Source organism: Paenibacillus sp. LRG-1, from assembly GCF_057220305.1.
The window spans coordinates 294,184-319,335 of record NZ_CM170126.1; the positions used below are offsets into that span (position 1 = coordinate 294,184).

The 25,152-nt window shown below is 44.9% G+C and carries 20 protein-coding genes and 1 pseudogene; 7 read left to right on the forward strand and 14 right to left on the reverse strand.

Translation table 11 applies throughout. The annotated features are described in order from the left end of the window. Positions 1–374: 374 nt before the first annotated feature. Positions 375–2,468 (forward strand): pectate lyase family protein, encoded by a 2,094-nt coding sequence (locus ACUUJN_RS01280; RefSeq protein ID WP_484669183.1) that lies wholly within the window; start codon positions 375–377, stop codon positions 2,466–2,468. A gap of 91 nt (positions 2,469–2,559) precedes the next feature. Here the strand turns inward: ACUUJN_RS01280 and ACUUJN_RS01285 are convergent, their stop codons facing one another. From ACUUJN_RS01285 to ACUUJN_RS01295, 3 genes are all read right to left on the reverse strand, one after another. After that, complete coding sequence (locus ACUUJN_RS01285; protein WP_023986544.1) at positions 2,560–2,904, reverse strand: hypothetical protein; 345 nt, start codon at positions 2,902–2,904, stop codon at positions 2,560–2,562. Positions 2,905–3,051: 147 nt separating this feature from the next. After that, on the reverse strand, positions 3,052–6,012 hold the full coding sequence (locus ACUUJN_RS01290; protein WP_484669184.1) for a DEAD/DEAH box helicase: 2,961 nt from the start codon (positions 6,010–6,012) through the stop codon (positions 3,052–3,054). Further along, complete coding sequence (locus ACUUJN_RS01295) at positions 6,009–7,673, reverse strand: SWIM zinc finger family protein (RefSeq protein ID WP_053324408.1); 1,665 nt, start codon at positions 7,671–7,673, stop codon at positions 6,009–6,011. Before ACUUJN_RS01295 ends, ACUUJN_RS01290 begins: the two co-directional genes overlap by 4 nt. Positions 7,674–7,943: 270 nt before the next feature. Between ACUUJN_RS01295 and ACUUJN_RS01300 the strand changes: the two genes are divergently transcribed. Further along, positions 7,944–8,600: an alpha/beta hydrolase gene (locus ACUUJN_RS01300; RefSeq protein WP_075153555.1), complete on the forward strand. Its 657-nt coding sequence runs from the start codon at positions 7,944–7,946 to the stop codon at positions 8,598–8,600. 111 nt (positions 8,601–8,711) lie between these two features. Here ACUUJN_RS01300 and ACUUJN_RS01305 read toward each other — a convergent pair whose 3' ends face one another. From ACUUJN_RS01305 to ACUUJN_RS01315, 3 genes are all read right to left on the reverse strand, one after another. Continuing rightward, positions 8,712–9,362 carry a nitroreductase family protein gene (locus tag ACUUJN_RS01305; RefSeq protein WP_075153556.1) on the reverse strand — a complete coding sequence of 217 codons (651 nt, stop codon included), beginning with the start codon at positions 9,360–9,362 and terminating at the stop codon, positions 8,712–8,714. Between the two features lie 54 nt (positions 9,363–9,416). After that, complete coding sequence (locus tag ACUUJN_RS01310) at positions 9,417–9,797, reverse strand: nuclear transport factor 2 family protein (protein WP_028541911.1); 381 nt, start codon at positions 9,795–9,797, stop codon at positions 9,417–9,419. Positions 9,798–9,861: 64 nt separating this feature from the next. Next, positions 9,862–10,812: a helix-turn-helix transcriptional regulator gene (locus ACUUJN_RS01315; protein WP_028541912.1), complete on the reverse strand. Its 951-nt coding sequence runs from the start codon at positions 10,810–10,812 to the stop codon at positions 9,862–9,864. A 372-nt stretch (positions 10,813–11,184) separates the two neighbouring features. Between ACUUJN_RS01315 and ACUUJN_RS01320 the strand changes: the two genes are divergently transcribed. Continuing rightward, a complete protein-coding gene (locus ACUUJN_RS01320) occupies positions 11,185–11,973 on the forward strand; it encodes a DNA/RNA nuclease SfsA (RefSeq protein WP_023986550.1) in 789 nt (262 codons plus the stop codon). A 238-nt stretch (positions 11,974–12,211) separates the two neighbouring features. On the opposite strand, the gene pgmB is transcribed toward ACUUJN_RS01320, so the two are convergent. The 3 genes from pgmB to ACUUJN_RS01335 form a co-directional block, all read right to left on the reverse strand. Beyond that, positions 12,212–12,871 carry a beta-phosphoglucomutase gene (gene pgmB / locus ACUUJN_RS01325; RefSeq protein WP_028541913.1) on the reverse strand — a complete coding sequence of 220 codons (660 nt, stop codon included), beginning with the start codon at positions 12,869–12,871 and terminating at the stop codon, positions 12,212–12,214. A gap of 24 nt (positions 12,872–12,895) precedes the next feature. Continuing rightward, positions 12,896–15,178, reverse strand: coding sequence for a glycoside hydrolase family 65 protein (locus tag ACUUJN_RS01330; RefSeq protein ID WP_053324414.1), 2,283 nt, complete (start codon positions 15,176–15,178; stop codon positions 12,896–12,898). A 154-nt stretch (positions 15,179–15,332) separates the two neighbouring features. Further along, positions 15,333–16,340, reverse strand: a complete 1,008-nt coding sequence (locus tag ACUUJN_RS01335; protein ID WP_023986553.1) for a LacI family DNA-binding transcriptional regulator — start codon at positions 16,338–16,340, stop codon at positions 15,333–15,335. A gap of 242 nt (positions 16,341–16,582) precedes the next feature. On the opposite strand from ACUUJN_RS01335, the gene ACUUJN_RS01340 reads away from it, so the two are divergent. Beyond that, entirely contained in the window at positions 16,583–18,247 is a 1,665-nt protein-coding gene (locus tag ACUUJN_RS01340; RefSeq protein WP_484669185.1) for a PTS transporter subunit IIBC, read from the forward strand. A gap of 5 nt (positions 18,248–18,252) precedes the next feature. Continuing rightward, positions 18,253–19,074 (forward strand): endonuclease/exonuclease/phosphatase family protein, encoded by an 822-nt coding sequence (locus ACUUJN_RS01345; RefSeq protein WP_069080533.1) that lies wholly within the window; start codon positions 18,253–18,255, stop codon positions 19,072–19,074. Between the two features lie 128 nt (positions 19,075–19,202). Here ACUUJN_RS01345 and ACUUJN_RS01350 read toward each other — a convergent pair whose 3' ends face one another. Then, complete coding sequence (locus ACUUJN_RS01350; RefSeq protein ID WP_484669186.1) at positions 19,203–20,078, reverse strand: DNA-binding protein; 876 nt, start codon at positions 20,076–20,078, stop codon at positions 19,203–19,205. Between the two features lie 302 nt (positions 20,079–20,380). Between ACUUJN_RS01350 and ACUUJN_RS01355 the strand changes: the two genes are divergently transcribed. Next, complete coding sequence (locus tag ACUUJN_RS01355; protein WP_484669187.1) at positions 20,381–20,707, forward strand: helix-turn-helix domain-containing protein; 327 nt, start codon at positions 20,381–20,383, stop codon at positions 20,705–20,707. 37 nt (positions 20,708–20,744) lie between these two features. On the opposite strand, the gene ACUUJN_RS01360 is transcribed toward ACUUJN_RS01355, so the two are convergent. Continuing rightward, the gene (locus tag ACUUJN_RS01360; protein ID WP_484669188.1) at positions 20,745–21,326 is read right to left on the reverse strand and encodes an MFS transporter; all 582 of its coding nucleotides are present in this window, start codon (positions 21,324–21,326) and stop codon (positions 20,745–20,747) included. A 443-nt stretch (positions 21,327–21,769) separates the two neighbouring features. Further along, a complete protein-coding gene (locus ACUUJN_RS01365) occupies positions 21,770–22,327 on the reverse strand; it encodes a TetR/AcrR family transcriptional regulator (RefSeq protein WP_484669189.1) in 558 nt (185 codons plus the stop codon). A 266-nt stretch (positions 22,328–22,593) separates the two neighbouring features. Between ACUUJN_RS01365 and ACUUJN_RS01370 the strand changes: the two genes are divergently transcribed. Further along, positions 22,594–23,385, forward strand: a complete 792-nt coding sequence (locus ACUUJN_RS01370) for an SDR family NAD(P)-dependent oxidoreductase (RefSeq protein ID WP_484669190.1) — start codon at positions 22,594–22,596, stop codon at positions 23,383–23,385. A gap of 233 nt (positions 23,386–23,618) precedes the next feature. Here ACUUJN_RS01370 and ACUUJN_RS01375 read toward each other — a convergent pair. Next, positions 23,619–24,161, reverse strand: a pseudogene (locus ACUUJN_RS01375) (MFS transporter); the annotation flags it as partial. A gap of 203 nt (positions 24,162–24,364) precedes the next feature. After that, a complete protein-coding gene (locus ACUUJN_RS01380) occupies positions 24,365–24,862 on the reverse strand; it encodes a DinB family protein (RefSeq protein ID WP_023986557.1) in 498 nt (165 codons plus the stop codon). Positions 24,863–25,152: the final 290 nt, after the last annotated feature.

Sequence of the window (25,152 nt, forward strand, 5' to 3'; positions counted from 1 at the left end):
CTAATCGCTCCTTTAAATGATATGGATGATACTCACTCCTTTATATGTACCATTCTCAATATGACAACTGTATGTCTTATACAAAAATAAAAAAATATCGTTTTTTGTGATTTTATGAAACAGCATTTGGCGTGTTCACGAAACAGGATGCAAAATTAATAGAAAAATTAAGACAAAAGATAAGTAATTAGACATATTTTAATATTTATTTAAAAGCCTATAATTATTGGAGTATAGCGCTTGGGGCCCTCATTGGTGTTGGGATATTATTCCCTTCATCAGTACGTTATATACCGTTGGGGCATGTCATGTCCGATGAACGGTGCAACCTTTGCTTTAGTATTCATGAATCTAATCAAGAAGGGGATTGTTATATGAAGTCGAGTTTGTTAAAAAAATGTGCAAGTGTAATGTTAAGCAGTACGTTGGTACTGTCTTTATCATTACCGTTGCTAGGTCATGCACATGCAGATGGAAATTTACAGATAAGTGACGATTTTGAGCAAGGAGAAGCTCAAGGCTGGACCGTAGGTTCGGGGAACTGGTCTGTGGTCAAGGATGGGAATGGTTCTACATACCAACAATCTAGTCGAAGCGAAAGCCATTCCGTCAAAGGTAATGCCTCATGGACGAACTATAGCGTGCAAGCAGATGTATATGTAAATGATTTTAATGGCTCCAATCGAGTCTACGTTGCAGGTAGATACACAGATTCCAACAACTTCTATGCAGCATCGTTGTACAACAAGAAAGACGGAGCTCTTGAGATTCGAAAAAAAGTCAAAGGCTCTATGAAGACACTGGCTACCAATAAAAAATACAAACTGGACACGAATACATGGTACAGAGTCAAGCTGGAACTATCCGGTTCGGAAATCAAAATGTATGTCAATGATCAACTGGAGCTGTCCGCAACAGACACCAGCCTCACTGCTGGAGCCATTGGTTTGGTAACTTCTAAAACAGCTGCCCAATTCGATAATGTGATTGTATCCGGTGCTTCTTCTGAGGGAGAACCAGGAACACCGCCTGTGAATCCGACACCAGGTACAGAGAAACCGACTCCTGGAGTGGATCATAACGCAACCTCCAAAAATAACTATAATTTGACTGGCTTTTCGTATGGTAATACAGGTGGTGGCAATATTGCGGATACAGATGCCAACTACAAAAAGGTTTATAACGCTGTAGATCTCAACGAAGCACTGAAGAAAGGCAGCAAAGTCAAAGTGATTGAGATTATGAACGATCTTGATCTCGGTTGGAATGAAATTCCTAGTGCTGCCAAAGTAATGCCTTTTAGTGCCAACAACCCTGTACAGACGCATCCTGTTCTGAAAAAGACAGGTGTGAGCAAAGTCTATATCGAAAATATGAATGGGGTTACGATTTTCTCTGCCAATGGTGCGAAAATCAAACATGCCGGCTTTGTTATCAAAAGAAGCTCCAATTTGATTTTCCGTAACCTCGAATTTGATGAACTTTGGGAGTGGGATGAAGCAACCAAAGGGAACTATGATAAGAATGACTGGGATTATGTTACCATCGAAGGTACAAGTTCCAAGGTATGGATCGACCATTGCACATTTAACAAAGCCTATGATGGTCTGGTAGATGTGAAAAAAGGTAGTAACGGAGTTACGATTTCTTGGTCTTTGTTCAAAGGAGATGACCGCAGCTCCAACAGCTGGGTAACCCAACAAGTCAACGCGATGGAAGCAGACAAGTCTTCCTATCCTATGTACGCTTATCTGAGAAGCAGTGCAGTAGGCATGAGTAAAGAAGATATCATTGATATTGCAGCAGGACAAAAGAAGGCTCATCTGATTGGTGCTACGGAAATGGCTTCCGACAATGCAGACCTGGAGGTAACGCTGCATCATAATTACTACCTGGATATTCAGGATCGTATGCCTCGTCTGCGTGCTGGTAATGCTCATGCATATAACATCGTTATGGACGATGCTGGATTGGCCAGAGCCAAAAAAAGAATCACTTCTGACATGGCTAAAGCAATTGCCGCAAAAGGATACCATTTTGACGTCGTGGGTAACGGTGCGATTTCAACAGAAAACGGTGCGGTATTGCTAGAAAAGTCTTATTTAATTGATGTGTTTTCTCCAGTGCGTAATAATCAAAAAGATCCTAAAAAAGATGACTACACAGGAAAAATCAAGGCTGAAGACGTCATCTTCTCCGACAACGGTACCGTATTCAGAGGAGGCAGCGAAGAAGCGAATAGCCCATTAGCCCCTTATCCTGCGAAGACCAAGAACTTCTCTTGGAATGGGTTCACAACGTTGCCATACAGCTATACTGCCGAAGACCCTGCTAACCTGGTTGCTCAATTGCAGGCCAAGGATGGAGCGGGTGCAGGCAAGCTGAACTGGTCGAGTGAAAGCTGGCTCAAAACGGTGTACAATACGTCCGTTACGAAAAATGCAATAGTGGAAGAAGATTCCGAATAGGTAGGCCATATAAAAAAGCAGCCAGGACAGATATGCTCTGTTTCTGGCTGCTTTTTTGGTTACCTACGTTAAGGCTGCGTTCGGTACGAACTTAACCAATAACGACAAACGAGGACACGCCAGCAGGTACGGTTCTAACCCGGAATAGCGTTCCATCGTCTCTAAAGGTACGCAGAATAAAAGCCTGGTTCGTAGGTGTACGGACTCTGCTGAATCGGGCAGTACCAAAACCATCGAAGCCTGCAGCTTGCACAAAGCTTCCATCTAGACGCCGGAGTATAGCAAAAAATCCAGTTGTGTTAAAAGGAACACCGTTTGTGTTAGCCCAGATGACCGTAAATCGGCGCAGGGTTTGTGTTGGACTCACATTGCGATATCTCGTAACAGGAACCTTCCTGCCCGTAGATTTCAATGTTTGTGGAGGACGAATGGCCACTTCAAATCAACTCCTTTGTTGTGATGAGATAGTAAATGCACACAAAGGAGTTTTGGACTGTGTTATAAACTACGACTTCTTAAAAATAGGTATATATCGAACTCAAAATGGCATTCCATGTACATTATAGTTCGATTTTGGACCTCCTTATGCCCAATCGCGTCGTAGCGTAAAGAGGTCTTTTAACGCGTCTGTAGACAGCTCAGTAATCCAGCCCTCGGTACTGGTTATGATTTGGTCGCTAAGCTGCTGCTTGCTCTCCAGCATTTCATCAATGCGTTCCTCAAGCGTGCCCAGCGAGATAAATTTGTGCACCTGTACATCCTTCGTTTGCCCCATCCGGTAGGCGCGGTCTGTGGCCTGATTTTCAACAGCTGGGTTCCACCAGCGATCAAAGTGAAAGACGTGGTTGGCGGCTGTCAGATTCAGGCCCACCCCCCCGGCTTTGAGCGATAAAATAAACACGGATGGCTGCTCGGCAGGGGGTAGCGTGTGAGATTGGAATTGATCAATCATTCGGTCACGCGCAGTTTTGGATGTGCTGCCGTTCAGATAGAGCACGGGCTCTTGCAGCTCCTGAGCGAGTACCCGCTGGAGCATCTGTCCCATACCAATATACTGTGTAAAAATAAGGCAGCGCTCGCCCTCCTCCCGCAGTTCCTTGACCATAGCCAGAATGCGCTCCAGCTTGGATGAACGGCTAATGACCGCTTCAAGATCGGACTGACTATAACCGGAAGCCGCGCTATCTGGGAGCGCCTCCTTGGTTAAGAGGGCAGGATGGTCACAAAGCTGCTTCAACTGGGTAAGGGCGGATAAAATGGCTCCTTTCCGTTCAATCCCTTCCAGCTTCTGCATCCGTTCCATCAACTCTTTGACAATCTGGTCATAGAGCGCGCCCTGCTCAGAGGTCAGATGAATGTAGGTTTTCATCTCATTCTTGTCAGGCAAATCAAGCTGTATAGCAGGGTCCTTCTTCTTGCGCCGCAGCATGAAGGGCTGAACCAGCTTTTGCAAATCTAACGTGCGCTGCTCGTTATGTTCCTTCTCAATAGCATTAATGAAGCGATTGCTAAAGGCGCGTGAGCTGCCCAGATAACCTGGATTGATAAAATCATAAATGGACCATAGCTCTGACAAGCGATTTTCAATAGGTGTCCCAGTCAACGCAATCCGATGACGTGCAGGAAAGCTGCGCACGGCTGTGGATTGCTTGGTTTGCGCATTTTTAATGTTCTGCGCTTCATCCAGGCAGACTGAATCCCAGGTCATGCTTTGTAGCAGCTCTTGATCCAGGGTTGCCGTAGCGAAGGAGGTCAGGATGACATCGGCCTGCTCCACTTCTTCGCGGAACAGGTCTCCCTGCTCCCGCTTGCTTCCATAGTGCAGCATCACCTTCAATGAAGGGGCGAAGCGGCTGAGTTCCTTCTGCCAGTTGCCCAGCACCGAAGTCGGGCAAATCAGCAGCGAACTGGAGCGGACGCCCGTCTCGGCGGCAATATCCTGTAGGTGCAGTAAATAAGTAATAAACTGCACTGTTTTACCGAGTCCCATATCATCGGCCAGACAGGCACCCAGTCCAAAGCGACGTAAAAAAGCAAGCCATGCATACCCGTCCCGCTGATACGTCCGCAGCTCGGCTTGCAGCCCGTCCGGCACGTCCAATGCAGGCCATTCCGACTGCCGTCCGAGCTGGCTGATCAGCTTCAGCAGATGGGCATTCAGCTCGACTTCCAGTCGGAAGCGTGCCGCATCCTCCGGCTGCTCGCCCGAGGCGTCGCCTTCAGGCTCGTCGGCGTTGCCGAGCAGGTGTAGCTGCAGGATGTCCTGAAAGGACAATCCCTGAGCACTGTTGATCCCGGCCATGGCCCGGCGGATCTGCGCCAGCAACGCGGGGTCGAGCGCGATCCATTGCCCGCGGAAGCGCACCAAGCGCTCGTTGCGAGCGACCAGCTCGGCGAATTCCGACTCGCTGAGATCGGCATCACCGATGGCAACACGCCAATCGAACTGGACAATCGAGTCCAGTCCGAACAGCGAGCTACCCTTCGTGCGCTCTCCCGCCCCTTCGCCCGGGCGTACCTTGGCCCGCAGCTTTGGCTTCTTGCGGGTAGCTGCCTCCCACCAAGCCGGGAGCAGCACCTGCCAACCGCCTTCCAGCAGACGCTGGCTGTCGGTCGTCAGGAATTGCCACGCCGCTTCGTCGGAGAGCGGGCGATTCAGCACGTCATCGCGGCTTCCGGCACGCTGCCCGGCGGGCAAAATCGAGGTCAAACGTTCTAGCCACCCGGCAGAGCGCTCACGGACATGTGCTGTCCAGGCATCGGGCCATGAGCCGGATGCGTACCCATCATCGGCGAGCTGTACAGACACCAGCAACGCCGGGTCTTGCTTGTCCTGCAACACAAGCTTGAGCTGCCAGGACGGCTCGTCGTCCTCCAGCTCTGGCTCTAGCAGTTGCAGAAGTGGCCGAAATGGCGCGGTATCGGCTTTCCAGCCGATGGCGATGAGCCAGGCCCGCGCGTCCAGACCCGCCGCCGGGCGATTGGGGGCGAAGAGAATCGGATATTCTCTTCGCAAATCGGCGGCTTCCGCTTCGGTGCCGTACCAGCGCTGAAATACGGCAGCCGAGAACGCCGCTATCAGCCCTTCCTGCTCGTCCTTCTCCAAGCGGTCGAGCAAAGCAAGCTCTGCCGGTTGGATGTTTTCCAGTGCTTCCGCATCCCACTTCCATTGCAGCTTCCCCGCCTGGAACGCTGTGAAGCTGGGCACATATGCTTTCGCCTCAATACAGTGAGCAAGTAAAGGGATCAGCCGGAGCCACGGGGCATTGGCCTCGTCCCAGATCCATTCAATATGCTTCAGAAGCTCGCGCTCTGCCAGAAAAGGAATCACCTGCTCCGAGGGTAGCAGGATAATATCCGTGTCTTGAACATGTTGAATCTCCAGCTCGGTGCCATAAAACGAGGCCTCATGCCAAGCAAACAAACGCTGCTTCAGAATTTGGCCGGAAATGCTATAGTTCATGGAGGAATCGCCATAGATCAGCGCGTCTCCATAGGTAGTTAATTGGATATGGACGGTAATCGTTTCGGTATATTGATTCATGATAACAATTTCCCTTTCCGTAATTCCTCCTGTAGCGCCCGCAGGCGGCTATGACGGCTGGTGAAGGTCGTAAAGAACAGCTCCCAGCGTGATTCCTGCTTCATTTTCTTGTACAGCTTGAACAGTCGCTTTAACAGCTTGACTGCTGCTTTATAGCTGGCTCTGTTTTTTTCCAACACATAACGTTCTACCGCTTGATGGTAAAAGGGGAGTAGTAACTCAGGCGCGTTCTTTTCAATGGGCTGCAACACACTCACCCGAAAACTCAAAGGTTCACTGCGTATGCTTAGCTGATAGTCGATCCATGACCGCCATTTTTCGTGAGCAAGCAGCGCCTCTTCATACATTCCCCCGGCAAATGGAAGCATACCCACCAGCGTGTCCCACATGTCCTGCTCCGCTTCTGGAAGGTGCTGTAAAACCAGATCCCAATCATGTATATAATCTTGTAAATGGTCATCCCGATGACTGTGAAGCAGGGGGCCGATATGTCGCAGTCCGTCCTTGAGACGTGCCCAATCCTCGGCTTTACGCAGCGCCTGTAAGAACAAAAGCAACTGACTGGAAGAGACTTTTAGTGGAAAAGCTCCTTCCGCCTCCTGAAGCAGTACCCAGGCTTCGTTATCGTGCGATTGGAAAATATGCATCCAGCTGCGAGCCAACATCCACGGAAGCCGTGCTAAAGTTGTGCCGAGCTCCTCCTCAGCGGCCTGTAAATGCTGTAATTCCTCCGTATATATGCTGGAGTCCTGCCTTTCGTGATGCACCCTGTGCACCCAGTGAAGCCAAAACTGATAATACGCGTCTGAAAAATAAGTACCGTTACGCGATTCTGTCAGCATTTTTTGGCGTAAATAGGCTAAGGTTTCTGCCATACGGGCTTCTTGCATCGGTTCATCGGTCAGCTCCAGTGGACTCTCAAAATCACGCTCGATAGCTTCTTTAAGCTCATCGGCAGCGATTTGCGTGTAATACCCCATATAGGTATGAGAGGGATAGCCCGGCATGGGAGACTGAGGTACCAGCTTTTCCAGCACACGCAGATGAGCATGCAGTCCGTATAGCTGTTGCATGCCGGGTGAAAGCGGCGGCTTCACAGCATAGATCGAGGCTAAAGCGCTTTGGACATATTGGGAATTTTGTGTGTTCACACGGTTAAGGGCGATACACTGATCGAACAGATCATGCCACTCTGAAATGGGCATGTCTGGTATCTTGCTTGCTGTTTTACTGAGAGCGTTTCTTGTTGCTTCCCTGTGATCCGGTGAAAGATTCGACCGGGAAGGAGGTGTGGTACGCGTGTCAGCTTTTGCCGCCAATCGGGTGAATCCCGCCGAATGAGCGTTCACTAAAGCATGTACAGAACGTTCCTGTTCATTCGCGTAATTCAGTAGTACGGCGATCATATGCTTGCAGTTGGTGTGGACAGGGCATGTGCATCTGCTGGCAGCAAAAGCACTCAAGTGAAGATCCACCTCGTATAGCTCGCTTCCATCCACGACAGCTGCGATATGGTCGGCATCAGGCATTGCAAATTCTTTTACCTTTCCTTGCTTAAAATACTGGAAACCTCGTTTGATCGTCACGTCATTAAAATGGTCAGCCACGTTTTCAATAAGCTGTTGCCACTGTATATCATCCATAAGATAAGTTGGTTTCATATGCATTAGTCTCCTAAGAGAGAATAGTTGATCGGGTAGTAGCTTAACTCTTCCATTATATCAGTTCACGAATATAAATTGAGTGGAGGGAGCAGTTGGAAAGTTTTCATACGGGTTGACATGTTTCCTTTTGAAGAGTACATTTCTATTATAAATATAAAATAAATATTACTAATATTTTAGGTTTGATGATCCTGTTTAGGAATGGTATGTAGTGAACTGTATCCGTGGAGGTATGCAATAAACTTATTGTTAAGAGGGGGAAATAATATGTCGTCTTTATATAGCTATGATATTCACCTGCCCAGCCAGCTTGATCCCAACCGTAAGTATCCAACCATTTTTACACTGCATGGGAAAGGGTCCAATGAGCAGGATATGTTCGGAGTTGTAGGGCCGTTGTCAGAGGAATTTATTATCATCGGCATTCGTGGAGACCTTCCCATGAGTGGAGGATTCCAATATTATGAGCTGAAAAGTCTGGGTAATCCGCTGCGTGAGCAGTTTGATCGGTCTATTAAACAGCTTCAGGCGTTCGTACAGTATGCCACAGATAAATATCCGGTTGATCCTGAGAAACGGTATTTCCTCGGCTTCAGTCAGGGAGCGATTTTGTCGATGTCACTTGCGCTTACCCTTGGCAATCAGTTGAAGGGGATTGTAGCGTTGAACGGCTATGTGCCTGACTTTGTGAAAACGGAATACGCGCTGCAAAGCACAGAGGACGTGTCCGTATTTATTTCCCACGGCGAATACGATTCTGTATTTCCAGTGAGCATCGGCCATGAGACGGCGGCATATTTCCAGACCAGGACTTCTCACTCCACATTCAAAACATACCCGACGGATCACGGTGTCTCACCAGATAACCAGCGAGATGTGCTTCAGTGGCTGCGTGAGGATGCGGGGATAAGCTCGAAGATGTAACCAGCCTTGGTATTCGTTTTTTTGTTGTAATAGGATATTAGGCTGGTTGCCTTCTTGCAGAATGAACTAAAAAGAACCATCTTGAGACAGATGGTTCTTTGTCGCGAATACTTAAAAGGATTCATGAATAACTAATTCATTAAGGGAGAAACGTGTTGTTGGACGTGCAGGGGTTGCGGCTACACCAAGGGTGACAATCATGACAGGGATAAACCGCCCAGGAATATTCAGAGCTTCAAGCAGTCCTGCAGGATTAAATCCACCTATTGGACCACTATCGTAGCCTTTCGACTTGGCAGCTAACATGAGTTGCATAGCTGCGAGAGCTGCATTTTTGTTTGCTTCATCCCTAGCGAATTGAGGGCTTTGATAGCCTCCTTCGATTTGGGAGAACAAGATGTCTCGCACTGCTTTCGAGATGAATTCTGACTCATAAAGACGGTTATACATTTCTCTGCCAGTTCGGTTTGCCTCAAGATCACCGAGAATGACAACAACAGCAGAAGCATCTGAAATCTGTTGCTGTCCATAGGCGATCGGTTTGATTCGATCTTTTTGTTCTTGATTCTGGATAACCAGAAAGCGCCAGTGTTGAAGATTCCAGGCTGAAGGAGCTGTCGCGGCAAGTTCAAAAATTTCATTCAACGTTTCTTCTGGGATGAATACGTTTGTTTTATACTCTTTGGTAGCATGTCGTTCACGCAATATTTTCTCAATAACTTCTTCCGCGTTCTCAAAATTAGATGTATTATTTTGGTTCACAGTAGGTTCTTCCTTTCAAGTATCAAAGCTTATTATTTATATAGATCCAATGGTTTAGTGTTTGGATTGAGTTGCAGCGTAAGCAGCAAAAGGTGTTCCATCGTAGATCACTTGAACGGAGGAAATCTTGTTATCCTCTACGACGATGTATTCGGCAACCGTTGCATCCGGAACTGGAATAGTGTTGGAATGATATACGATCACAGCCTCCTTATTATCTCCAAATGCTGTAATGAGTGTTAGCTTGTTAATCATCCGGGCAAATCCTTCTGCAAAATTTTGGAATGATTCTCTACCTTCAAGGTTACCTAAGGGAGAGGTCGTAGTGACTTTGTCCGAAACCAGCGTCATCAGCTTTTCGATATCTTTATTTGCCATCGCTTCAAAATAAGCTTTTGCGATCACCAGTGCATTGTTGTTTTCATTTGTATTCATGTTGAATACCTCGCTTTCAGTTGGAATAATTACAATATACAAGCCTTCTACTGACAACAGTTTGTCAGTAGTTCTTCAACATACTTTCCACTTCTTTTTTGACACGACTTCGAAAGGATTCAGGTTTCAATACTTTAACATTAGATCCCCAGCTCAAAATCCAATGCAATAATTCCTCAGCATATCGAACACGGAAGTCTACATAATAGCCACTCGGAAGAAGCTCAGCATGTTCCATAAAATATATTTTTGATTCATCGACTTTATCTGCAACCTCGGGCTTAAATACGGTTCGAATGGTTACATGTCGATCATCTGCCGGACGATACGTATGCAAATTGAAGTCCCGAGGTAATTCGAAACTTTCGATCATTGTACTCACATCACTCATGCGAGATATTTTAAAATGTCGATGCTCTCCTCTGAGATCACACTGAGCCACAAGCAGCCACCCTCCTTGCACAAGAACTAATCCTAAAGGTGCGGCTGTTCGTATCGTTTCACGACTATTCTCCGATTCCGATATTCGCTTCGTATATTTGAAATGTATTTTCTTTCCCTCCATCATGGCAATACGAATCGTTTTTATATTGGATTTTTCCCTTTCACCTAATTCAGGGTCTTCAGATTGAAGTCGAAAACGAATACCACTGCGGATTCGATCAGTTTCATGACGAATGGGGTCAGGTAAGATCACTTCAATTTTTCCCCGAGAGGACTGAGCACTTTGACTATATTGATTATCAAATCGCTGTTCAATGAATTCGGCTCCAAGTAAAAGGGAGACCGCTTCCTCCACCGTAAAGCTAATCGGGGGTAGGAAATACCCTTCAATTAAAGAGTAGCCGTGTCCAGGTGCACCGATAATCGGAACGCCAGATTCACTAAGAGCCTGAATGTCTCGATAAATCGTACGTACACTGGTTTCTAACTTCTCCGCTAGTTCTTCTCCCTTTAGAACCTTCCTACGCTGTAGCTCCAATAAAATCGCTAATTGCCGTTCGGTTTTATTCAATTTCCATCCCTCCTGTGTTTCAGTTGTATTTATAAACCTAATTGTTTTTAATCACTATAAAAAAACACTACTGACACTTGTATGTCAGTAGTGTTCTCTCCATCAGAATTTGGTCTATAGAAAGTAATGATTCCCGGTTATCATCCTAGATTATTATTGCCCCGCGCTTTTTAAACGGAAAGATAATTAAAACGGTATTGAACATCAAAGGTAAGAATAGTGCAGTCCTCACCGCCGGAAAATACGTCCTACCATCACCCTCCTGACACACTGTTGTCAGGAGACGAGCAGTATAGTTTTATGAGGGGTACACAGTTCCATGTGGTTTCTGTAGACGATCCAAAATCGCTGAAATGAAGGAGCTTAACTGTAATGGAGAATATAAGCAGTCATTTTCATTTTGCTTCTCCTCTTCTTGAGGGTGTAATTCGAAAAAAGAAAAATCGATTTGTTATGATGGTTGAACTGGATGGGGAGCTACACGATTGCCATTGTCCTGCTACAGGCAGTATAGGAAACATTGTCTTTCATGATATCCCATGTCTTGTTTCGCGTAGTAATGACCCTAAAAGAAAAACACAGTTCACCATTGAAGCCATTTCACTGGATCTACCATCCGTTGAATCGAAGTCATGGATTGGGATTAACCAAAATGCGGCCAATCGGTATATCGAACATTTCATCACAAGTGGTCAATTTAAAGATATGATTGGCGATTTCCAGACAGTCATCCGGGAAACGAAGCTTGGTAATTCAAAACTGGATTTTCTGGTGGATCAAACTTATGTAGAGGTCAAAACGCCATTAACCACTTTACATGTCGAGATGGGCGATCATATTGTAATCAAAAAAAACGCTGAATTTAATTCTTTTGAACGTTTTATCAAGCACATGGGTGAACTCAGTGGAAGTTTATCTATAAATGAACGTGCGATTTTGATTGTTTGTTTAGTTTATGAAAACAATGGATTCAAAGTTGGGAATTCTGGGAAACACAGCGGTTATGTTATGCAAACCGTTCAAAATTCCATCAAAAATGGAGTTGAAATCTGGCAAGTTGATTTACAAATTAATCCCGATGCAGTTAGCCTGACGGGCTATTACAACATTACCAATCAATTTTTAACAGGCGATATTATTTCTGAAGAAATATACAAATAGCTACTGACACACTTTTGTCAATTAAACTCCAATATAGTGATGCTACTGAAGAAAAATGATATTTGCTATTCATCTTCACCAAGCAACCATTAATTGTTTGTTAAAAAGAAGTATACCTTTACAGACAGAAAATAGACGGTGACCTAGCGGCGGATCTCATCTGGTTTTTGGAGCAGACAAAAAAGACCGATTCATTAAGAGTCGGTCTTTATGATCCTTATAATCTTTTTTTGCTTTTTCATCCTCTGATAAAATGTGACTCCAACATGCTCAGAGAAAGCTCGGCAGTAGTGGCTACCACGATATCCGCACCTTGCATTTGCGAAGGTGTTCCTACACCGACCGCAAACATCCCGGCACCCTTGATCGCCTGTATGCCAGCCTGTGCGTCCTCTATACCGATACATTCGGCAGGCTGAACGCCTAGATTTGCGGCTCCGGTGAGGAAAATTTCCGGGTCAGGCTTGCCATGCCGAATGGCGGTAACATCCACCACACTGTCAAAATAGTAGGCTAGCTCCAGCCGCTCCAGGATAAACGTTGCATTTTTGCTTGCAGAGGCCAGCGCGATGCCGATTCGGGCTTCACGAAGTTCTGTCAGTAGCGCTTTAATGCCTGGAAGAATGTCCGAGGGCGTTACAGCTGAGATGAGCCGCTGATACTCCGTATTTTTCCGTGTGGCCAGTTCTTGCTTGCCTTCTTCTGAAAACTTATCGGACAGGTTACCGCGCGCCAGTATTTTGTCGAGCGATTCCGTACGGCTGATTCCTTTTAACTGTTCATTAAATTCCCGATCAAAAGGGATGCTCAGCGCTGCCGCCAAGCTGCCCCATGCCTGAAAATGATATTCTGCGGTATCTGTAATGACTCCGTCCAGATCAAAAATGACTGCTTTCATTTGGTTTCCCCCTGTCTGCCCGATTTATGAAACGCTGTTCGTCATTAACGACTGCCCACTGGTAATGTGCGTTGGCTCTCCATACAGCTCCAGCGTCAGCGGTTCTCCGTCCAACAGGGTAATGATTACTTCATTTTCCTGTACGAGAATACTTAACAAGCGACCGCGATAGTTGATTTTAAACGTATATTTGTTCCAGCCCTGTGGCAGGAAGGGGGAGAAGCTTAATGTTTCACGATACGTTCTCATCCCGGCAAAACCCTGTACAATCGCCAGCCAGCTTCCTGTCATGGAAGTGATATGAAGTCCGTCTTCGGTATCGTTATTGTAGTTATCCAGATCCAGACGGGCCGTCCGCTTATACATCTCGACTGCCTTTTCCTCCATTTTGAGTTCGGCAGCCAGCACGGCGTGAATGGACGGGGACAGACTGGATTCATGAACAGTCATTGGCTCGTAAAATGCAAAATTGCGTGCTTTTTCCTCCAGCGTGAACTGGTCTCCAAAGAAATACAGCCCTTGTAGCACATCTGCCTGCTTAATGAAGCAGGAACGAAGGATTTTATCCCATGACCATTTCTGATTTAGTGGAAGGTTGCTGGGATCAAGGGAGGATACAGGCTGCAAATCCTTATCCATAAAGGTATCGTGCTGTACGAAGACTTCCCGCTCCTCATCATAGGGATAATACATGTGAGTGATGATATCCTGCCAATGTGCAAGCTCATCAGCCGTAACTGCTAGATGCTCCGATTTTTCTGCTGAAATTTGAGGTAAGACCGATAATGTATATTTCAAAACCCATGCAGCCAGCGTGTTGGTATACCAGTTGTTATTGACGTTATTTTCGTATTCGTTCGGCCCGGTAACCCCGTGGATCATATACTGCTGCTGGCTTTTGGAAAAATGAACCCGGTCGGCCCAGAAGCGGCTAATTTCGACCAGTACATCTATTCCATATTCCCGTAAATAGCTCAGGTCGCCCGTATAGTTGGTGTAGTTGTAAATGGCATACGCGATGGCTCCGTTACGGTGAATTTCCTCAAAGGTAATCTCCCATTCGTTATGGCACTCCACACCTGTAAAAGTGACCATAGGGTATAGTGCACCCCGTAGCCCTTGCTGGGCTGCGTTATGCTTGGCACCCTCAAGTTGTTGGTAGCGGTACAGCAGCAGATTTCGGGTTACATCCGGGTCTGCGAGCGCCAGGTACATAGGTACGGCATATGCTTCTGTGTCCCAATAGGTGGCACCGCCATATTTTTCACCTGTAAAGCCTTTGGGACCAATGTTCAGACGGGCATCTTCGCCGTAGTACGTAGAGAACAGCTGAAAAATGTTAAAGCGTATTCCCTGTTGGGCCTCTGTATCTCCCTCGATTTCTACATCGGCTTTGTCCCAACGTCTGGCCCAAGCTGCGACATGCTCCTGCTTGAGCGAAGTGTAGCCTTTGTTCACAGCCTCCACGGCGATGCGTTCAGCTTGTGGAATCAGTGCATCCTTTTCCATATCCCGTGAGGTGGTAACAGCCACAATCTTTTGCAGCTGGATACTGTCGCCCGGAGCGACGCTGTATTGATAGTGGCGTGCAGCGTACAAAAAGCTCTCTTCCGTCGTCTGCTGCTCCTGTCCCTCGGTCACAATACCCATGGTAGCGTTTACGGTAAAGCGCGGAATACCGAAGGGATTATCTATAGTTGTTGTGGACAGGCTGATGAATTGTTCTTGAACCTCTCGGGCCTCCTCCAACCAAAAAACCTCATCATAGTTCGTGTCTTCATTCTTCGTATTGCCGTCCAAATAGGGGACAAGCTCTATGGTTAGAGGCTGCTCGCTTATATTCGTTGCTTGGTAATCAATCAGGCATAGCTCACGAGTGGTGAGGCTCAGAAAACGCTCCGTAGTGATACGAACCTGGTCGTTCACGGTGCAGGTGCGTCGCAGGATGCCCTGTTTCATGTCCAATTCCTGCACAAAATCGCTGATGTGTGCCGTAAATAAGTCTACTTCCTCTTGGTTTACGATCAGACTGATGCCGATGAAGTTCATGGCATTGATGACCTTGCCAAAATATTCAGGATAGCCGTTTTTCCACCAGCCGACCTTGGTTTTGTCGGGGAACCATACACCGGAGATATAAGTTCCCTGATGATGATCACCTGAATAAGCTTCTTCAAAATTGCCGCGCATGCCCATATAACCGTTGCCTATGGACGTTATGCTTTCCTGTAATCGCATGTGTGTGCTATGTAGAGTGTGTGTTGTCAGCTTCCAGCTATCTACGTCAAATAATCGGTTGTAAACCATGATTGTGTACCCCTCTCGGAAAATGAGATCGTTGTTTTAACGAAACCAGTATATGAGCGAGTTCAGTATATAGTGCAACCGTTTGCCCTGTCAACGCAAAAAAACTGATTTTATGGGTTTCCACAAAATCAGTTCTTGTTCATTCCTCAGAGAATCATAGTACCTGGCTGGACTCGCGTTCCACAATTCGGTGGGGAACAATGATGTGTTTGGTCAACTCTTTGGGGTCTTCGATTTTTTCAATCAGGCTTTTGGCTGCCTGATAACCTAGAGTGAAGATATCAATATCCACGGAAGTGAGAGGGGGATTCATCAGCTCAGCCAGCATTAGATTATTGAAGCTCACCATGGATAACTGCTCTGGCATGGACACGCCGAGCTGAGAGAGCATTTTCTGTACTGCCATGGCTACAAGGTCGTCGCTAACGATCATCGCGGTAGGCGGCGGTGTAGCCTGCAATAATGTGCGCATGTCCTCCAGATTAAATGGCTCCCTGACCACGTATTCCTTGGGTAGAGGCAAGCCCGCCTCTCGCAGCGCATCCTGGTAGCCTCGGAGTCTTTCAATATTCACGATCTGTTCATGATCACCGCCAACATAAGCAATGCGCTGATGATTCAGCCCAGTCAAATAAGTGACCACATCCTTAGCAGCCTGGTAGTTATCGTTGTCTACATGGGTAGTTTCACTGACAAATTGCTGAGGCTTACCGATTACGGTGTAAGGTATTTTTTCTTGATGAAGATACTCCACGATGCTATCTTTTTGCTTGGAGTACAGAACAATATAGCCGTCAACACGTCCGGTCCGGCTCATCAGCTTCACGCGGGATAGCAATTCATCACTCGTTTTTCCTGTGACAATGGACAGTGTATAGTTGTGCTCATTCACCCATTCGCTGATCCCGCGAAGGCTTTCCGGAAAGAAGGGATTTTGAAAGATTGCCACATCCGATTCAGGCATAATAATGCCAATCGACTGTGTGACACGGTTAGCTAGACTCTGAGCTGAATAGTTGGGTTCATAGCCAAGCGCCTTCATTTCTTTACGGACACGTGCCTTGGTGGCTTCGCTGATTTTGGGGCTGTCTTGAATGACACGGGATACGGTGGAAGTAGCAACATTAGCACGTTTTGCGACATCTTTGATGGTTACTGCCATCGTCTTCGTCTCCTTTTGCTATCTCAAGCAGGAAATATTATGTTCTATCATACGATATTGCTCGAAAATCAACAAATTCGCGGCTTTTTCGAGTTTTTACATCATCATTAACCAAGATATTTACAATTAGGGTATTGCCAATAGAAAGCGATATCATTATAATAATTGTGCAACCGATTGCATAATGTTTATAGGGTACGAACAACGCTGTACATACTATAAGGGATGGAGATTGAAGGAGCATGAAAAAACTTCTATCATTTGATTTTTGGCAAAAGCTCGGGAAAGCACTGCTAGTGGTTGTTGCTGTCATGCCGGCAGCAGGGATTATGATTTCGCTCGGTAAAGTAGTGGCGATGTTGGCTGGCGATATCCATTTCTGGTTGACTGTCGGCGGGGTCATGGAGAATTTGGGTTGGGGTATTATCAATAATTTACACATTCTATTTGCAGTGGCGATTGGTGGTTCCTGGGCTAAGGAACGAGCGGGCGGGGCTTTTGCTGCCTTAATTGCCTTTATTCTCATTAATATTTCAACAGGAACGATTTTGGGTGTGTCCTCGAAAATGCTAACCCAGGAAGGTGCCACCACCCACACTCTTTTTGGTGCATCCATTCCGGTTAGTGGCTATTTTACCTCTATCTTAGGGGCGCCTGCACTTAATATGGGTGTGTTTGTCGGTATCATCTCCGGATTTGTCGGGGCCGTGGTATTTAACAAGTACTACAATTACCGCAAGCTGCCAGACGCTTTAGCCTTTTTTAACGGTAAACGTTTTGTTCCTTTTGTTGTGATTTTATGGTCTGTCATCGTAAGTTTGATCATGTCTGCCATCTGGCCATTTGTTCAGGGGGGGATTAATCAGTTCGGTATTTGGTTGGCGACTTCGGGAGAGTCGGCTCCTTTTGTAGCGCCATTTGTCTATGGTACACTGGAAAGACTACTGATTCCTTTTGGACTTCACCATATGCTGACTGTTCCTATTAACTATACTCAACTTGGTGGCGTTTACACGACACTTACGGGTTCCGGGGCAGGAAGCGTCGTTGCCGGGCAAGACCCGCTGTGGCTGGCTTGGGCAAGTGACCTGAGTGCGCTTCGTGGTACCGATCCGACAGCCTACAATAGCTTGTTGGAAGGCGTGACGCCTGCCCGCTTCAAGGTAGGACAAATGATCGGTGGAGCAGGAATCCTTATGGGACTAGCGGTGGCTATGTATCGCCGTGTAGACAAAGATAAACGCAGCAAGTACAAGTCGATGATCTTTTCGGCAGCCGCAGCTGTCTTTTTAACAGGGGTAACGGAGCCACTGGAATTCATGTTTATGTTCGTAGCACCTGTGCTGTATGTGGTTTATGCTGTTCTTACCGGTATTGCGTTCGGAATGGCCGACATCATACATTTGCGTTTACATTCGTTTGGTATGATTGAACTGCTGACCCGATTACCGTTGTCTATAAATGCGGGTTTGGTGCAGGATATTATTAACTTCGTGCTGACTTGTGTGGTGTTTGCGGTAGCAACCTACTTTATCGCTTATTTTATGATCGGTAAATTCAAAATGGCTACGCCGGGAAGACTGGGGAACTATACGGATGAGGAGCCTCAGGGCACTTCCGAGGTGGGGAATACGAAGACAGATGGTGTGGCAGCTGTTTCCACTCAAAATCAACTGGCTACGGATATCATCAAGACGCTTGGGGGTGAGCAGAACATTGTCGAGGTGGACGCTTGCATGACCCGTCTGCGTGTGACGGTGAAGGATACAGATGCCGTTGGGGACGAAAAGACGTGGAAAGCGCTGGGTGCCTTGGGCTTGATAAAAGTAGATAATGGGGTGCAGGCAGTTTACGGACCGAAGGCTGATGTGCTTAAATCAGATATACAAGACATACTCAACAGGTGATTACTTTGAAGTTGTTAACCTTAAATGCACATGCTTGGATGGAAGAAAACCAGCACGATAAGCTAAAGCAACTGGCTGCTTTTATTGATGAACAGCAGTTTGATGTCATTGCTTTGCAGGAAGTGAACCAGTCCATGGAAGAGACTCCTTTGTCGCCGGACGATTTGGGCGCTTACTATAGCGCAGATCCTGAAGTTGTCATTAAGCGTGATAACTATGCTTATGTGCTGAACGGGCTATTGTCCAACGCCTATCATTGGACGTGGGCTCCCGCGCATGTTGGTTTTGCCAAATACGACGAGGGTTTGGCGATTCTGTCCAAAACACCGATTACAGCTACGGTGAACGAATATGTTTCCTCGCTACAGGATTATGACAACTACCGCTCGCGTAAAATTGTCGGCATTCAAACTGTGGTGGACGGAGTACAGGCCTGGTTTGTAAGTGGACATTATAACTGGTGGAATGATGAAGAATCCTTCCGTGGACTATGGGATCGTACAACCAAAGTGCTAAATTCTTTTGCTCCGACTCCTGTGTTTATGATGGGTGATTTCAACAACGCGGCTGAAGTGCGCGGAGAAGGATATGACTATGTACTGCAATCCGGCTGGTCGGACACCTATCCGAATGCAGCAGTACGTGATGATGGCCACACGGTGATTAAAGCTATTGCTGGCTGGGAAAGTAATGCGGAGCCGCTCCGCATTGACTTTATCTTCTCCAATAAGGCTGCACAGGTACAATCCTCAACCGTTGTACTGAACGGGAAAACTGGACCAGTTGTATCGGATCATTTTGGGGTTGCAGTTGAGTTGGAGCTGTGATGAAAAAGGAGGCCATTTGCTTATGCAATTGGCCTTTTTCTTGAATATTAGTGATGTATTAGCCGTTTACACCATGATGATTGGGACTAATCGTTGCAATTGATGAAGGAGAGAAAGGAATTACAATACTAAGACATGTTATTAACATGAATGTAATTACTAATGTTTTTCTCACTTAAAAGCACTCCTTGTAAAATATTTTGATACTTCAATTGTTGTTCACTTGTTGCATGTGATCGTATGGCATCGAACATGGAAATAGTCGTAATAAGTTCTTTATGTAAATTAATTGTAACTGCCATTCTCATAAATTCAAGAATGTAATCTATAGCAGCACTATATCGTAAATAATTCAGATTATATATGGCGAGTTGATTTAATAATTTTGCATAGTACACACGATTTCCGATGTCTTCAAAACTGGCGAATATTTCAAACTGTTGAGTATGCTCATAAAGTAATTCATCTATATTCCATTCATTCAGATTTGCAGCCTCAAGGATATTAATTAGTCCGGGAAGCGTTTCTTCATCGTTATCCTTAATAAACTCCTTGTACTCACTTAATATTTCTTTATTGCCTGATAGCAAATCTATTGCATAAAGATTAGCTTTGGCAAAAACCTTAAAACGTTCAACTTCCTCCATATCCTCTTTAGTAGGTTCTTTATACCACCCTAAATCAGCATATTGGGCTACATATCCTCTTGCCTGTTCGAAAAGACCTTGTCTCTGGAAGACTACAGATTTAGCCAAATAGCTATAGCCAAAATAAAATACAAGCGGACGTTTTAGTGGCTGATTAAGCGAAACAATATTGCCCCATTTCTGTCTGCTTTTATACATGCGATCAGCAGTGATGTGTATATAATCAGCTATTCGATTTGCCTCATCCCAATTACTCTGTCTATAGCATAATCGAAACAACTCAAAGGCCTTATCTAAAGAATGGTTTTTCTCCGACAAAAGATAAATTTCCTCATTTGGGTGAATTTGTTGTTCCAATACTAACGCCTCCATAAGATAGATTCACTACACTTTAACGGAGTCTCTAGTTGATATGATATAAAAATGTTCTCCTTTTTACCGATAATATACTAAATATTGTTATTTTTTTGATTGCCTTTACGCAAAGTTATTCGGCTATAGAGCTATCTAAATTAAAGAACTATGTTTTCCTTGAATATATTTACAGTATATCTCACAAGCCTTTTAAGGACAATAATAAAATATTTTGAATCTTTTAGTGGCTCCAATATATCTTTCCTTTTGTCTAGACTTCTAAATAAGAGGAGTAGATAATTAAAATGACGCAAACCATTGCTGAGCGAATAGGTATTATTGTAAGAGAATTGAGGAAAAGCCAAGGCTTAACGCAACAAGAACTTGCAGACGAGATTGGAACGTCTTTCTCCTATGTTGGTCGGGTTGAGCGTGGCGAAAGCAACGTGACAATCGAAACCATCACAAAGATAACAAATGCTCTTAATATTGAATTCTTTGATTTTATGAGCTTAGGAAAGAAGCAAGAAAATGAGTTCATATTAGCGATAAACGCCTTACTCCTAAAACAAGACGAACAGAGCCATAAAAAGGCCTTGAATATTTTAAAAGAAGTATTTGATGAAAAATAGAATGTCTATAATAAGTTCTAAAAAGCAAATTCTATCCTCAATGTAAGGGCCTTTTTCTTATAAATTTCGACTTTAACCGAATGAAGTATTGGATAACGATAGCCATAAGCACCAATATTATATTGTAATAAAAAGGGGCATTTATGTTAAAACGTTGCATAAGTGCGCCTGCGATGATCGGAGATACAATCGCCCCCAATTCGGAAAAAGATACGACGTTGCCGATAAATGAGCTTCTGCCTTCTTCAGGAATAACATCCCCTAGTTGCGAGTAAAAGGAATCCGGATAGCCAGCTCCTCCTATACCTCCGATGAACATCGCTAAGTATACGATCCATGGTTCTGTAAACCAAAGAAATAAGATGATTTCCACCATGATCAACAATAGACCGATGATACAAAGCATCAAGCGATCCTTAAGCAGATCAGATATTTTGCCAATAAAGGGTGCTGATATGAAGGTCGATATGCCGATAATTGTAAAAGCTAAGCTAATTTCTGCGGGGCTCCAATGGAGCTTGTAGGTTGCATATACAGAGAAGTACGTTAAAAATATAGCAAATGCGCTCATTTCAAGAAAATGAACGGTAGAATAGACTAGTAACTGTTTCGTTAACATGGTTTTTCCTTTGGGTTTCAGAGGGGACGAATGCTGTTCTTGTGGCCTTAAAGGAGAACGGAGGAAAGTCATTCTTGATGTTAAAAGAAAATAAACCATAAGACCGAAAAATAAAGTATTAGACTCGGAAAATATAGTTGTAGACCGGGAAAATAAAGTATTAGACTGGCGATGGCGTTAAACTAACGGGTAGTTTAACGCACACAAGTCCATGTTTTACTACGTCTATACACGGAAATCCTTTTTGCATTGGGGGGATAACAAAAAGTAGAACATTTACTTGTGAACTTCATCGGCGTATAGTGCAACGGTTACTAAAAAACCAACCCCCGAAACCAAAAATAGTTCCGGAGGTGATTGCTTTACTTATTTCTCCCTTTTTAAATAGCCTTCCGTTGTCCACTTGCCTTTGGAAGAACAAAGTTTTCCAGAGGTCTGCTGACCTACACCTTAATGGCTCTCCAACACGCATCCAATGTCTGCCGAATCTGCTCCTCGCCAAAAGGATATTTCCCTCCCAAATATCCCCTTATCGAAGTAGCGACCATGCCTTTGATGAGATGACAGCAAAACATTGGATTCATTTCGCTGATGATGCCCTGCTTCTGACCTTCTTCGATAACAGCAAAAATCTCAATCATCGCAGGATTCATCATATTTCTCACTTCTTCGTCGATGTAAGGGGAATCGCTGTATCCTTCCAGAAACAGAATTTCTTTGGGGAAGTTCAGCCCGTAATCCACCATGTGTCTCAGAATGCTTTTGGTTCGTTCATAGATAGTAAGATTAGGATCATAGCCGGTCATGATCACCTCTCCCATGTGGATGAGTACACTTTTATAAAGCTCATTAACCAGCTCTTCTTTGTTATTATAATAATTATAGAAGGTGCTGGAGCCGACATTGGCTCGTTTGAAGATTTTCGGAAAAGTAACGGACTGTATGCCCTCTTCAATGATCAAGTCCAGCGTTGCAACCCTAATATCCTCTCGCTTACCCATGTTTACCCCTCCCTTTACGGAAAATAATTTCTAGTTGATTATAGTTTTGTAACATCACAATGTCAATATTGGAATTATAGTTCCATCAAATTTAGTAATAATTCAGTAATTTTTATTGTATTATAAGACCAAACACATAAAATAGAATGGTAATTCTAAAATTATTGACAACTACACCTTCAACCCTTATTGTGATATTAGAAAATATTTTCCACAACCAATTCGCAATGTTCATACAACTATTTATAAATCAGGAGGTCATATCAATGGTCAATTATAAAGGCAAAGTCGCACTTGTTACAGGTGCTTCATCCGGCATAGGAGAAGCATACGCAAGAGAGCTTGCCGCAAGAGGCAGCCATGTCATTGTGGTTGCACGCTCAAAGGATAAACTGGAGGTTCTCGCAGAGGATTTGAAAGCTGCCTATGGTGTAAATACCTATGCTCTAGTCAGTGATCTTTCTAAGCTGGGGGCTGCTGGAGAACTGGCAGAACAAGTTAAGGCGCTTGGGCTGAAGGTGAACATTTTGATTAACAATGCAGGATTCGGCACGGACGGTCGGTTTGAAGAAACCTCCATGGATCGTTATCGGGAAATGGTTGATCTGAATATCACCTCACTCATGGATATGACTGCTCAGTTTTTACCCTACATGCAGCAACAGAAGGATGGAATTATTGTTAATGTTTCTTCTTTTTTAGCTTTTTATCCATTCCCTTATATGGGAGCTTACGCCGCTACGAAAGCGTTTGTGCTATCCTTCTCGGAATCGCTCTGGGCTGAGAACCGGCACTTGGGAGTACGTGTTCTGGCGCTGTGTCCGGGAGCGACCAAAACAGGATTTTTCGATACGGTCGATTCTACGAATTTGCCGGTAAGCGTTACGGGTACTCCTCAGTCTGTTGTAAGGACCGCCTTTCGTGGACTTGAGAAGAATCGCAGCTATGTGATAGACGGTATCGGCAATTACTGGATCGCCAACAGCGCCCGCTTTGTCACACGTAAATTTATGGCTGCCTTCTCTGAGCGTCTTGGACGCCCTGCATCGAAGAATTAAAAACCGGTATTCTTGGAGAATCATTTTTCGTATATGGAATATTAAACTAACAGCGAACGTTAGTTTAATGACAACAGCGGCAGTCTAAGACTTTATTTTTCAAGTCTTGGTCTGCCGCTGCTTCATTAAATGGATCAGTCTATAACTTATTTTTCAAAAGCTGACGATTCTTTAATTCAAAATCCGCGTTAAATCAACGGCTCCAGTCTAATACTTTATTTTAACCAAACACTTGAAACGGCAACGAAGGATATACATGAGAAAATAGCAACGAAATAAAACGGAATGGATAAAGAAAAATAAGAAACAATAGCTCCACTCATAAGAGGCCCTAAAATCATACCGGCACCTTCACTGCTGCTGATATATCCATTGAGTGTGCCTCGATTCTCTGCGGTGCTCATATGGTTGATCGTGACTCTTACAAAGACGGTTAGCCCTATAGCTACCAAGCCTTGGAGGAGTCTCAGTATGGATAGAATGATGAAGCTTGTTGCAATCGGAAACAGGAGCATACAAGCGATTTCGGCAATGAGTAGGCTCAACCCCAAGCGTTTTGCGCCAATCTTTTCATAAATTCGTCCTGCCATGCCTCCACCAAGAAATCTTCCCACATAAAACAGAGAAAATAAAATACTCATGCCGAGTGTAGATATCCCGAATTGCTCTACATAAATAGCAAAGAGTGGAAGGATCATACTCCCACTCATGTTAGCAATAAGGCTGATCACGATCATACAGGCGATATTACGATTTAAATATAAGTGTCTCACCATAACCTCGAAACCTCTCTTTGATCTTGCATCATGGGAACCGTTATTCGGATTGCACCTGATTACGGATAAACGGCTTCAGGTCGAGTTAGCGGGTCCCCATATAGGGTACGCAAGCGAGTTCCTCGTGGTGCCTAAATCCCAATGCAATGATGGAGGTATGAAGCAGCGGATGGGGGAAATCTTGATTAGAGCGTGGTGTTGCCTTAAGCGGGAAAGCCGCCTCCTGGTGGTGGCCAAGCTCCATAAATCCGGCGTAGCAGTACGATTTCACCCAAATGATATGAATTGTGGGAAGCGATATTCCGCAGAAGTCCTGCTTTCGTTTCACCTGGGAAATGAGCTAGTGAATCATCCAGTTGCGCGGTTTCGGCAATCTGCACAGCCTGATCCACGCCCTGTAAAAATTCATTAATAACAGCCTGCCATGCCTCTTCGCTTTGCGGTCCAGTCTCTTCGGGCCAGCTTTCCATGACATTCCCCGGAAGCTGGGGCTTCCGTCCTTCCAAATGCTCCAACATAAATTGCTGCCAGTAAATCATATGCTTCAGCAGTTGGTAAATGCTGTAAGGCATTTCTGCATTTTTCTTCCCTGCCAGCTCGACGTCGATGTCTGGTAAAGCCCGAGCTACTCGAATATGTCCACGTTCCCCGACCAGTGATTTAACCAGTGCTTGACCGAATAATTGGTTTGCATCCGACATGTATCATCATCCCTTCTATGGAGAACTTGTTTCTAGCTTATTCTCATTTTACGATTATACAATTATATTTTTCAAAATGAAAATACCTACTTAGTTTGGAGTGAAACAGAAATAACTTTTAAAAAAGGGTTGATAATCATTCTCAATTTCACTAAAATAAAATTGTTTCAAGGGAAACAAAGTATCTACACTAGATATATTTTGTATATATACGGAAATGTTAAAGGGGAGCTTTCCGTATACATATATTGTTTTCTATGAAACAAAAATGGGCTATAATGAAAGGAGGA